We start from the raw sequence: 12,557 nt of genomic DNA on the forward strand, positions 1-12,557 counted from the left end.
AAGGCCGTTAAAAAGCACATTTTTGAAGATGCTTTAAGAAGATGTTTTACGCCACGAATTCTTCCTCGTAGCATAGAAGGAACCTCTGGATTAATTTAAGAAATAGAGGGCAGCAAAAACCATATTTTAGGAGAACCTGCCTTCTAAAATCTTATCTTGCACCCCAAATTTCAGAAATAACAAAATCAACACAATTATCGGAAAATTCAATTTTTCAGAAATCTTTCCCTTCAGAAGAAAATTCGAACACCGCGTAGGGATTACGTTGAGTGGCGGTAGCGCCCGGGGATATGCGCATATTGGCGTTCTTAAAGCCCTGCATGAACATGGGATCGAACCTTCAATAATTTCAGGCACAAGTATGGGGGCAGTGGTGGGCGTACTTTATGCTGCAGGATATTCTCCCGGCGGCATCCAAAAGATCCTGGTGGAAGAAACTTTTTCAAGAATGACCGGCTTTTCCTGGAGAAGGACCGGACTGTATAAACTTGAGAAAATGAAACTGGCCCTGGAAAAATACATTACTAAAGATGATTTTTCTGCACTTAAAAAGCCTTTTTATCTGGGGCTTTCCAATCTTAACGATGCCTGCAAAGAGGTGAAACATGAAGGCCCACTTTTTGATTTTCTGATTGCCAGCTGTTCTGTCCCCGGAATATTTGCACCCATTGTTCTGGAGGAGGTAAATTATGTTGATGGGGGGCTAATGTGTAATCTTCCGGCTTCGGCAATTCGGGAAAAGTGCAGGTATCTTATAGGCTCCCACGTTAATTACCCGGGTAAGAAAGATCTGTTTACAGGACCCAAAAGTATTCTGGAACGTTCTATCAACCTTGGCATTACGCAAAATGCCCGTCCGGAAATGCAACTCTGCGACTTTCTTATAGACCCGCCGGAAATGCAGAAATATACGTTGTTTGATTTCAGTAAAATAGAAGAGATCATCAAAGCAGGGTATGATCATACCAAACGAATGATCGAAAAAGGGGAACTGCCCGTTGAAAAATTGTCAAAAAAATAGCTCCTGCTCAAAAGACAAGGGAATTTGACTTAATTTCAGGCCCTTATTTCTAGAGATGTTACAGCAGGTTTTTCGGGCTTATATTGGATCCTTTCGTGACCTGAGACGGGAGGTGTGGCTTTTGGCCTTTATCACTTTTGTGAACCGTGCGGGCACAATGGTGATTCCTTTTCTTTCCCTTTACCTGACCAAAAACCGCGGCTTTTCTCTTGAGGAAGTAGGGTGGATCCTTACCTTTTTTGGATTGGGTTCGGTTGCCGGGTCATGGCTTGGAGGGAAACTTGTGGACAGAATTGGGCACTACAGGACAATGGCTCTAAGTCTTCTCATTTCTGGGTTGTTCTTTATATTTTTACAATTTCCGACCTCTTTTTGGGGAATATGCACGGGTATTTTTTTTGTAATGCTGGTTGCAGATGCCTTTAGGCCTGCGGTTTTTGTTGCGATCAACGCCTATAGCAAACCTGAAAACAGGACCAGATCTGTCACTCTGATTCGTCTTGCTATTAATCTTGGGTTTTCGGCAGGTCCGGCGGTTGGTGGATTGATCATTGCAGGTGCCGGTTACAGCGGACTCTTCTGGGTAGATGGGATCACCTGTATCCTTGCAGGGTTTCTTCTGCTAAAACTTCTCCATCCCAAGAGAGCATTTGAAAATCCCAAAGAGATCCTTCTCCTTCCAAAATCTATGATCAAAGACAAACCCTACCTGGTCTTTATAGGGGCTATGATCCTGTTTGGGTTTGTATTTCTTCAATATTTTTCTACAATGCCGCTATATTATGCAAGTGTGCACTTCCTGAGTGAATTCAATATCGGGGTTCTACTGGGACTAAATGGATTCCTGATTTTCCTTTTCGAAATGCCGCTCATTAAATATCTGGAGTCAAAAGCCCGCTCCCCACTTTTCCATATTATAACCGGGACAATACTTGTAGGGTTAAGCTTTCTTTTGATCAATCTTACGGGATGGGTGGGAATCCTGTTAGTAGCCATGATTTTTTTAACCTTAGGGGAAATGATAGCCTTCCCATTTTCAAATAGTTTTGCTCTTAAAAGAGCTGAAGGTGGAAAACAAGGTTCCTATATGGCATTGTATAGCATAGCATTTTCCACAGGACATATTTTTGGGCATAACTCAGGGATGCAATTGATCGACAAATTTGGTTATGCAGTTACATGGAATATTATGATCTTTCTTTCGGTAGTATCCTGTGCTCTGGTTTTTTATTCCTGGTTCCTTGTTAAGAAGGAAAGGGAGGAAGCCGCTGTGGATTTTAAGAGGAGTAAGGCCTCTTCAAAATAAATGGCCATAAAAATTTAATTACCCCCCTATTTCATAATACCGCTCCTAAACCTGTTGTGAAATAAGGAGCCTGAAAATTTGGGAGCGTGTTCAAATGATCTCTTAGCAGTTGTTAATAGAGATTCCCCGTATTTTAAAGTTCCGGAGTGAATTAATTAAGTTCTTTAGGAAGAAGGAGGTCTCCAATTGATTTCTGCCATAATATTCATTTTATTTTTGTAACTTTCTTAGGTTCAGCTTTGTGAGATTGTAATTTCCGCTGTGTGGAACTCATTCCCCCGTAGTATTTTTCAGGATTTTAAAGAGGGGGAATATGAAGAAAACCAGATCATATCAAAGTTTCATCTTTATCGTATTCCTGTTAGGGATAATTACCTGTACTCCCAAGCCATACTTTTTCCGTAATAATTATAAATCAGCCAACAGCCTGCTGCACGAAACTAAAAATTTGCAGGAGGATATTTTTCTTAAGGCACATCTGAAAAATGGAGAGGTCTACATTTTAAAGGATTCCTGGGAAGTTGATACTACCGAAAACAAACTTCTTGGGATAGGTATTAGTTTTGACTATAACCGAAATAAGATCTCTGAAGGTGCCCAGTCCATTAGCCTCGACAGTGTAGCAATTTTCGAAACCAACAAAAAGTTAGGGAAAACTGAATCGAAGAGAATCAGGGCTTTGGCCATTTTAGCCGGAGTAGATGTAGCTATGGGAGGAATATGCCTTATCAATCCTAAGGCCTGTTTTGGCTCCTGTCCCACTTTTTATATGAACGAAGAAGATGATTTTCATTTTGCAGATGCGGAGGGTTTCTCCAATGCCATTGCACCTTCCATGGAATATTTTGACATAGATGCTTTAAACAATCCTCCGGTGATGGACAATATCTTTACCCTCACCATGAAAAATGAGGCTTTGGAGACCCATATGGTGAAAAATATTAAAATTCTCGCTTTTCCGAGAGATAAGGATCAGCGCATATACCAGTCTCCGGATAATAAATTTTTCAGGTGTGAAAACCATTATTTTTTAACCGGGGCAAAGGGTGCTAATGAAGATTTGACAGATCTACTAAAGCTGCAGGATAGACAGGAAAGATTCAGCCTTTCAGATCCTCAAAATCTCAGCAGTAAAGAAGAAATTTTTTTGACATTTGACAATATTACAGATCCCAAAGATCTGGGTTTACTTATCAGTTTCCGTCAAACCCTTATGACCACTTACTTTATCTACAGTGCAATGGGTTACATGGGGGATGAGGTAGGGGATATATTTGCGAAACTTGAAACTTCTTCAGAAACAAAGAAAAAACTGGAAAACGGGATCAGGAAGGAACTGGGGAAAATAGATATCTATGTTCTGGATGAAACCACCCAAAAATGGATATTTCAGGGAGGTTTTTACGAGACCGGCCCCATTGCTTTTAACCGGCAGATCTTACTGCTCAATGTCTCTGCTGAAAACACTTCTCTTCAATTAAAAGTCGTTTTAAACAAAGGGCTGTGGCGCATTGATGATTTTGCATTGACCAATATCAGGGAAAGTGAAAAAGCCATTGAAATATTACCCTATGAGGTGCTGAATGATGGTTTGACAGATGCCGTTGCAATAGCGGAGATCAATGCCGATGATGAGTATTTGATCTCGATGCCCGGCAGTGAGTACAAATTCAATTTCCGGTTGCCATCGAAGGGAGGTGATTACGAACTTTTTCTATACTCAAAAGGTTATTACCTGGAATGGATGCGGGAAAATTGGATAAAAGACAAGGATTTACTCAAGCTGCGGCAAATGATCGAAAATCCGAAAAGGTATTTGCGCATGGAGGCAGAATCTTTTAAGGAGTATGAACGCACTATGGAACGACAGTTTTGGGATTCCAGGATTGACACAAAAAATTTCTCATATTATGGCACGTAAAACCGCTTTTTTAGGACTGGTCCTAATGCTTCTCCTGGGGAGTTGTAAGGCACCAGCATATCTGCCGGAATCAGAAGATATAGGTACTCATGCATTTGGATCTTATATCACCATTGATCTTAACGAAGGAAAGGATCTTGAAGGGGAGCTTATTTCAATTGATGAAGAGGCTTTACTTGTTTTGCCACAACAGGGAGATCTTAAAATACAAAGTGTGCCTACCGAAAATATTAAAAGTTTTACTCTTATGTATGCACAGCCGAAAAACTATGGTTGGAGCATTCCGGTTTCAGTTTTGATTACCGCATCTCACGGAGTTTTTGCAGTATTTACAGCGCCTATCAATATTGTAGTTACTTCGGTAGTGACTTCCCGGGGACAAAAGGCTTTTACTTATAGGGATCAGGATATTTCTATGGAGGAGCTTAAAATGTTTGCCCGGTTTCCTCAAGGCCTGCCGCCACAAATTGAAGTGGTTGATTTGAAATAGAAATTGTTTTTACCGCCTTTTTTGATGTGTAGTGTAGTTAAGCCCAACTGACCTTAAGGGCCTGCAATGGAGTACAAGATTATTATTTTATTTTCATTTCTGTCTTCCATTAGCCCTGGCCCTGGGATTGTAAATTTGATTTTCTTCTTCGTTTATCCCAATACACGTAAAGCCCGAATAAAACTAAGCTGATTAATGATCCCCACAACAAACCATTTTTCAGTCCATCTGTACTTTTTCCAATAATTGCAATAAATAGCGTTAGCGGAGCAATTCCCGCCAGGGTAGCGTAAATAAATTTCCAATAGCCCATCTTCAGGACTCCGGCAACAAAACTGATGGCGTCGTTAGAGAGGAAGGGATTCAGGCGGGTCACTATGACTGCCCAAAACCCGTATTCATCAATAAAATCTCCGATCTTCTTTTCAGTTTTATGCCCAATGAGTTTCTCAACTATAACAGAGCCAAAATACCTTCCGATAAAATAGCCAACCGTAGATGCCGAAAAAACTGCTACAAATATGATACAGCTGCCCCAAACCGGACCATATGCAAGTACGGAAACGACCATTAACAGTATTGTAGGTATCACCAAAAGAAACATCTGTGCGATCATTGCCAGAACCAGCACTAATGGACCAAACCAACCAAAATCTCCCACCCAATTCCGAATTCTGGTTTGATCATCACTTGTAAGGACATTCCACGCCTCTGTGAGCCAGCTTTCTACCCCGGGAATAAAGAAATAGGCAAGAAAAAGAGATATAATAATTGCGGCCGAAATGTAAAGTGGGAGTTTGCTTTGCTTTACAGATGCTGTTTCTATTGTTTGTTTTTCCATATAAATTTCTTGCTGTTTTTGGTTTAGATTCGCTGTGGATTGCGGGTAAGTAAAACTCTCAGGATATATGCGGGGGTGTTCTCCGCTTCATTTGACATGTAAAGGTCTCCTTCAGGGGTAAAGGTGAGATCTTCAGGATTTCCAAATTCCAAAAGCTCAACACGATTTATTTCCAAATCAACCTTATAGTCTTTATCAATCCGGCTGAGTTCAGCATCTGTGGCATCAGAGTATTGTGACCAATATTGATAATTAATGACAGAAGGCACTTCAGCATAAATATAATCACCCTCGTTGCACGACAGAGATACCAGGCTTTTTAAGGCTATGGAGAAGTTTCTGAAATTCATTTTTTTATCCTCCCGGCTAAATTGGGGGAGGAAACTGGAAAGAAATGGGAACTGTAGAAAGGGGGATCCTGTTCATTTAACTATGAGGTGAAGGGAATTGCTGCTAAGCTTCCTAATCCAATTAAGATCTTACAGTTCCCGGAGACAACGCGGGGGTTGGTAAAAGTGCATGTGCCGTTGCTATAATTGGGAAATTTCTAAGCAAATTCCCATTTCTTTCCAAAGTCACCCATTTACTTTATTCCACGGGAAAACAAGGCCTGAAGCAATCCTGAAGGTATTTCATTCCTCCAGTACAGTATTTATGAAAAGAACTTATACCCCCAAAGAGCAGGTCAGTAAGATACCCGAACTCATCAATACCCTTGAAAACAGAAACAAGATATTACATTTCATAATGATCCTGTTTTTGATCTTCACTTCTCTGACAGCCATGGTTTATTTCTACCCACTTACTGTTTTTGATCTGAAATTCTCTCAACAAATCCAGGAATACCAGCAATCCATTTTCATAGATTTTATGAAGTTTGTAAGTTGGTTTGGCGGTACAATAAAAGTGGTAAGCCTAACCTTTGGGACTGCTCTTTTGTTGTTTATTTACAGGTTCAAAAAAGAAGCATTTTTTGTTGGCTGCACGGTGTTGGTATCTATTTTAAACTATGGATTTAAACTTTTAATAGAACGTCCCCGTCCCAGTAATAATCTTGTAATTGTAGTACAAGATGCTGAACATTCAAGTTTTCCAAGCGGACATACCTCTTTTTACGTGGTTTATTTTGGATTCCTCATTTTTTTGATGGTCTATAAAAGAAAACCAAATAAGATAATGCGAATAATTGGAGTTTTAATATGTGTCTTCCTTATTGCTACCATTCCGTTATCGAGAATCTATTTGGGGGTTCATTGGATGACGGATGTTATAGGAGGGTTCTTATTAGGATTGATAATACTCCTAATCCTAATTTATTTCTACCTGTCATCTAATTTTACAATCAGTAGAAAAAAGAAGGAAGCAAATTGATCCTGCCGGCAGGCAAATGCAGCTAAGCTCAACTGTCCCTGCGGGACAGGCGTCTTAAAACGAAAAAAAACCCGCTCAAGCGAAAAGGCTTGGCAGGTTTTTCCTGTTTTAATCCGCAGCTTAGCTGCGCTTGATCGTGGAGTCGGAGGGAACGACCGTTTTTCAAAATTTATAGTGTTTACAAGGTGTTTCAAAAGGTCCTAAAAAATTGGTCACCGGATTGGTCTCGCTTTAACAAAGGTTAACATTCGACAGATTAATTTTGAATGAGATTAATGACCTTTTCCAAGAGCACTGATAACCGGTTGTGTAATTTTAATAACCTGGTAGAGGAGTAATATTAGAATTTTTATTGATATCCCGTTATTGCTGCTAAATCTTTAAAAGTAACTTTCTTTTTTAGTTAAACTCTCGGGGAGAAGGTAATAGTTTTTATTTCCCCTAATAATTTGCTGAAGTAACCAAAACTTCTTCAAAATGTCACAAGAAAAACAATGGATACCTACTAAAGGTATTGCGCAACACCTGAAGCAATTAAAATTTGAAATTCCTGCTTCTTCTTCCAGAAGATCCGTATCCTCTGAACCACTACATCCCTTCGTAGATCGAATCGAATCCATAGAAAACAAATTGGACTTGCTTCTCAGAATCTTCAGTGCAAATGGAGTCTATACTGCCAGGACCCTTATTCTCGACAATGCTGATTTTATCCAGTTATTCAAGATCTGTGCAAAAACAGCCCAGACTTGGAGAGATGAAGGACTTATTGAATATTCTCAGGTAAAGGGAAAAATATTCTACAGATTAGAAGACGTAGAAAAACTTCTTAACCGTAGTAGACATTAATGCCTCCCTCCACCGGCCTTCCTGATCAAAGACAAATAAATGTTCCACTTGAGCTCCTGGTTGATGCTCAGAAAAGGGGATACCAAAAGAAACTTCGTCTTTTCCTTCTCCTTAAACTTATGTTTCCTTCAGGGAAAACAAGATTGTCCAGGAGTGAGATGGAATTTATTTTACTGGTGGAAAAGATCGGATCCAGGAAGACATTTATTTCTTATTTCGATTTCTTATTAGAAAGGGGATGGATCATATTTAACCAAACAACCGGATATTTCATCCTGAAATCCCTGGACAGAATAAGGGAAGAAAATTCCTGGAAAGGCCGGTTGGCCATTCCTGTGAACTTTAAAAGCTATAGGAAATTAAAAGCAGTTACAGGGGCAGTTATTTTCGGATATCTCCATAAAGACTTTCATAGAAAACTGAGGAAGAAGAAAAGCGTACTGGTAAAAGGCGGTACCTATAATTTTCAACCTGACTCATTCTTACGAATGTCTCAAACTGCCCCGGTATCTGTTTACGGAGCTGCAAACCTTTTTAATATTTCAGTGTGCACAGCAAGTAGACTAAAACTGGCTGCAGAAAAAGAAAAGTTACTAGAGGTGAAAAAGAACTTTGGTGACAGGACTTTAAATAAAAGAATGGTCGAGCTCTGTCTTAAATACAATGATATGAATAATGAAATTGTGTATAATAGGGGAGGATACCGAATTCAGTTAATTGATTCAGTTTTCCCTCTTTTTCTATTTGTAAGACGGAAAAAACTGAAACCATAAAGGAAAGGATGAGTGGGGAAAATTAAATAAATAAAAAAAAAATTTTGGATAGTGGTTTTAGACGTTTTTTTTAAATGCAGGATTAAACCTGACTACAACCTTGCCCACAACTGTGTCAAATTTTGGTCAGAATGATTTATTTTCCGGAACCTTTAGATTTTTTACTACATCGGTCACCTCCCTAAAGGTTAGTCCGGCCTCAAGAATCTTGTCATTAAGCTTTAAAAAAGGAGCGTTTAGAAAAATTGCATCCTGTGGTGGCTATAATTAATCTCCAGTTCTTTTCAATTAAAAAAATAAGAATTTCATGTTAAAAAATCAATACCGATTAACATTTTGTTATATTTGGAATTCATGAAAAAAGGTGCCCTACATACTTTTTCAGTCCTAATGGCCATTTTAGTGCTGTTTTCCACGATTTCTTTTACAGTGGAAAAGCATTTTTGTGGGAAGAGTCTAGTAGGTCATGCGGTCTTTTCTTCAGTAGAAAAATGCAAATCAGAGACTCATTCTTGTGGCGTAGAAGGAATGATGAGCGGGCACATGAAAATGGGTAAAGATTCCTGCTGCTCAGATAAAACCGAAAAGATTACCGGCCAGGATGAACTGAATTTATATTCCATATCTTATAATTTAGTTTCCCCAACTTTTATAATTCCAAAAACCTTTATGTTGGTGGACCTCCTTCCGGAGGTATCTCCTGAAGCAATTAATTACCCTCCCTATCAACCTCCGCAACTTGTCTACGACTTTCAAGTGATGTGTCAGGTATTTATCATTTGATTTTACTAAAAAAATCGCTTTTAACGTGATTTTTATGGATTCAGCCTTGCTTTTAAGCAGGGGCTGACATCTCCCCATATTCTCATTTTTTAAATTATCCAATTCAAAACAACCTTTTTTATGAAAAATAAATTAATATTCATACTGACCCTCTGTCTTTGGTTAGTAGGGCACGCCTCTTTTGCCCAAGAAAAAAATATTACCGGCACAGTAACCGATGAGAACGGAATGCCTATTCCGGGAGTAAATGTTATAGTAAAGAATACTACCAATGGCACACAAACCAATTTCGATGGAGAATATTCCCTAAATGCAGAAGTGGGGGATGTGTTAACCTTTAGTTTTATCGGGATGAAAGTGGTGAACAGGACCATTGGATCTTCGGACGTAATTAACGTGGAACTGGAGAAGAGCGCCGAATCTCTCGATGAAGTTATGGTAGTGGCCTACGGTTCAGCCAATAAACGAAGCTTTACCGGTGCTGCTGAAACGGTTACCAATGAAGCGGTGACAAGAGGTGCTACCGCCAGTTTCGAAACTGCCTTACAGGGAAAAATCTCAGGAGTGAATATTTCCACTTCTGGCCAACCGGGTGGAAAATCAAATGTACAAATACGGGGGGTCGGGTCCATTAGTGGTTCAACTCAGCCTTTATATGTGCTTGACGGAGTTGTGATAAATACGGATTCAAACCTTCGTGCAGGAGATTACATGACCGGAAGTACCGGATACAACCCCTTATCGACAATAAATTCCGCAGACATTAAAAGCATCACTGTTCTAAAAGATGCTGCAGCGTCCTCTCTTTATGGATCAAGAGCGGCAAACGGAGTAGTGATCATAACAACTAAAAAAGGAAAACGGGGAGAAACTGAAATTGTCTTGGGAGTAGAGAGTGGCTGGAGTGAAAACTTAACCGAAGAAAACCTTATTAACAATGAGCAGTTTAAAGACTTGTGGATTGAAGGTCAAATAAATCAATACATCCAGAATGGTGAAAATGCTGAATTCAAAAGAGTTTATGCCGACAATAATCTTTTCAGTACTTATCAAAATCAGGCAATAAGCGATTATGAAGGAATTTATGGTACAACCAATGCCAATGCAGACTGGTTGGGTGCAATTTACCAAACCGGATATTTAAGAAAGTATAATTTTTCTGCCAGGGGTGGAAATGAGAAAACTTCCTTTTACGTTTCAGGTAACTATCTCGACCAGGCGGGAACGGTTATAGAAACCGGGATGAAAAGATATTCCGGTCGCCTTAACCTGGAAAATGAGGCCAAAGACTGGATTACAATCGGGGCAAATCTTTCTGTTGCTAAATCTGAAAGAGATGCAGCCAACATTGATGGTGCTTATGCTGGTGGATTGAACCCATTATACATGGCTAGAGTATTGCCTCCGGCTGCTCCAATTTATGATCCTAATGGTTATGGGGGTTATGCGAATCTTCCCAATGATATCGAAAAAAATGCAAACCCTATTGGTGTACTGAAAGTTGGAAAGTATGAAAATATCGAATTTAGGGTGAGAGGTGATGCATTTGCTAAATTCCAGATCATTGACCCTCTAAGCTTTAAAACAACCTTCGGAATAGATCAACAGGCCATTGATGAAACCTTATATGACAATAAAGAATTTGGTGCAGGTGGCGGAATATGGAATGGAGTTCTTAACCGTGTAAAAAGCGAAGTTTTCCAATACACCGTTTCTAACATCCTTAACTACAATGATACATATGGTCAACATGGATTTGATATTCTTTTGGGTCAGGAATCACAAGTATCTAAAATGAATTCCATCAACGTGTATGGATATGATGTGTTGGACAGTGAATTGCTTTCTGCAAGTAGTATTGGATCTCTTTGGTCACATACAGGATACGCGGAAAATTATTCCCTTCTTTCTTACTTCTCACAAGTCGCCTATAATTTTAACCGAAAATATTATCTGTCATCTAGTATAAGAAGAGACGGGTCTTCTCGATTTGGAAAGGATGCCCGTTGGGGTACTTTTTGGTCCCTCTCTGGAGCCTGGGTTGCTTCAGAAGAGGATTTTATAGATGTAGACGGCATTGATTACTTAAAGTTTAGAGCAAGTTATGGAACTAATGGAAACCTGCCTCCACAGTATTACGCTGCATTGGCATTTTTCGAAACCGACGGAAAAGGATACGGAGGAGAATCCGGTTTATCATATGGTCAACTTCAAAATCCGGATCTTTCTTGGGAACAAAGTAAGAACTTCAATGTCGGAATGGATTTGAACCTTTTCAGCGAGTTAGACCTCTCGGTGAATTATTTCCATAAAAAAACTCAGGATTTGTTATTGAATGTTCCGGTTTCGCCTACTACCGGTTTCCTTACTCAGCTTCAGAATTATGGAGAAATGGTAAATGAAGGTTGGGAGTTTGAAATTGGTTACACTCCTTATTCCCATGATAATTTTACATGGAACACTAGCGCTAACCTTACAATCATTGACAATGAGATTACCAAACTCAAGAATACCATTGTATCTACTTATAGTTCAAGATACGGCCAGGATCCTTTGATTATCAAGGAAGGAGAGAGTATCTATTCATTTTACCTTAGAGATTATGCAGGTGTAGATCCCGAGACAGGAATGGCACAATATCATGTATTAGAAGATGGGAATCGAACAGGAGATCTTACTACAGATGCCCAAGCCGCAGGTTTTGGAATTTTTGGAGATGCTTTGCAGGATTTACAGGGAGGTTTTTTCAATGAATTTAATTACAAAAGCTTTTCCCTGGATTTCCTATTCACTTTTGGAGTGGGAGGAAAAGTATATGATCGTACCGCCTTTAAACGTGATGATGACGGCTATGCTCCGCAGTACACAAACACAGTGGCACAGCTAAATCCCTGGAATCCTAATAACACAGATGCAACGGTCCCAATCAGGATCAATGGAAATCCTACTTTCTCCAATGATGTATCAACTAGGCATCTTTATGATTCAGATTATCTAAAATTAAAAAACCTGAAATTGAGCTATAAGCTGCCGGAGATGTGGAGTATGATTAAAGGTGGATCTGTATATGCACAGGGGGATAACCTACTATTATTAACAGAACTTGAGGGCTATGATCCAGAAGCAGTTGTAGATGGAGTTAATTTTTTCCAAGTACCTACTGCAAGGACATTAATGCTCGGAATTCGATTACAATTTTAGGAAT

The 12,557-nt window shown here is 39.4% G+C and carries 11 protein-coding genes; 9 read left to right on the forward strand and 2 right to left on the reverse strand.

Features of this window, described 5'->3' with window-relative positions; genetic code table 11:
* The first annotated feature begins 265 nt into the window (after positions 1-265).
* The 4 genes from CRO16_RS12360 (at position 266) to CRO16_RS12375 (ending at position 4,738) form a co-directional block, all read left to right on the forward strand.
* Positions 266-1,021, forward strand: coding sequence for a patatin-like phospholipase family protein (locus CRO16_RS12360; protein WP_179670537.1), 756 nt, complete (start codon positions 266-268; stop codon positions 1,019-1,021).
* 55 nt (positions 1,022-1,076) lie between these two features.
* On the forward strand, positions 1,077-2,327 hold the full coding sequence (locus CRO16_RS12365) for an MDR family MFS transporter (RefSeq protein WP_097056697.1): 1,251 nt from the start codon (positions 1,077-1,079) through the stop codon (positions 2,325-2,327).
* Between the two features lie 313 nt (positions 2,328-2,640).
* Positions 2,641-4,248, forward strand: coding sequence for a hypothetical protein (locus CRO16_RS12370; RefSeq protein ID WP_097056698.1), 1,608 nt, complete (start codon positions 2,641-2,643; stop codon positions 4,246-4,248).
* Positions 4,238-4,738, forward strand: coding sequence for a hypothetical protein (locus CRO16_RS12375; protein ID WP_097056699.1), 501 nt, complete (start codon positions 4,238-4,240; stop codon positions 4,736-4,738). Before CRO16_RS12370 ends, CRO16_RS12375 begins: the two co-directional genes overlap by 11 nt.
* Positions 4,739-4,847: 109 nt before the next feature.
* Here CRO16_RS12375 and CRO16_RS12380 read toward each other — a convergent pair whose 3' ends face one another.
* On the reverse strand, positions 4,848-5,579 hold the full coding sequence (locus CRO16_RS12380) for a TVP38/TMEM64 family protein (RefSeq protein ID WP_097056700.1): 732 nt from the start codon (positions 5,577-5,579) through the stop codon (positions 4,848-4,850).
* A 23-nt stretch (positions 5,580-5,602) separates the two neighbouring features.
* A complete protein-coding gene (locus tag CRO16_RS12385) occupies positions 5,603-5,929 on the reverse strand; it encodes a hypothetical protein (RefSeq protein ID WP_097056701.1) in 327 nt (108 codons plus the stop codon).
* A 304-nt stretch (positions 5,930-6,233) separates the two neighbouring features.
* Between CRO16_RS12385 and CRO16_RS12390 the strand changes: the two genes are divergently transcribed.
* The 5 genes from CRO16_RS12390 (at position 6,234) to CRO16_RS12410 (ending at position 12,553) form a co-directional block, all read left to right on the forward strand.
* A complete protein-coding gene (locus CRO16_RS12390) occupies positions 6,234-6,950 on the forward strand; it encodes a phosphatase PAP2 family protein (protein WP_179670538.1) in 717 nt (238 codons plus the stop codon).
* A gap of 477 nt (positions 6,951-7,427) precedes the next feature.
* On the forward strand, positions 7,428-7,796 hold the full coding sequence (locus tag CRO16_RS12395; RefSeq protein ID WP_097056703.1) for a helix-turn-helix domain-containing protein: 369 nt from the start codon (positions 7,428-7,430) through the stop codon (positions 7,794-7,796).
* 323 nt (positions 7,797-8,119) lie between these two features.
* The gene (locus tag CRO16_RS16050; protein WP_143544535.1) at positions 8,120-8,569 is read left to right on the forward strand and encodes a hypothetical protein; all 450 of its coding nucleotides are present in this window, start codon (positions 8,120-8,122) and stop codon (positions 8,567-8,569) included.
* Between the two features lie 354 nt (positions 8,570-8,923).
* Positions 8,924-9,352 carry an HYC_CC_PP family protein gene (locus CRO16_RS12405; RefSeq protein ID WP_097056705.1) on the forward strand — a complete coding sequence of 143 codons (429 nt, stop codon included), beginning with the start codon at positions 8,924-8,926 and terminating at the stop codon, positions 9,350-9,352.
* A 120-nt stretch (positions 9,353-9,472) separates the two neighbouring features.
* Positions 9,473-12,553, forward strand: coding sequence for a SusC/RagA family TonB-linked outer membrane protein (locus CRO16_RS12410; RefSeq protein ID WP_097056706.1), 3,081 nt, complete (start codon positions 9,473-9,475; stop codon positions 12,551-12,553).
* The last annotated feature ends 4 nt before the right edge of the window (positions 12,554-12,557 follow it).

Source organism: Salinimicrobium sediminis (genome assembly GCF_900215295.1).
GTDB classification, from domain to species: Bacteria; Bacteroidota; Bacteroidia; order Flavobacteriales; family Flavobacteriaceae; genus Salinimicrobium; species Salinimicrobium sediminis.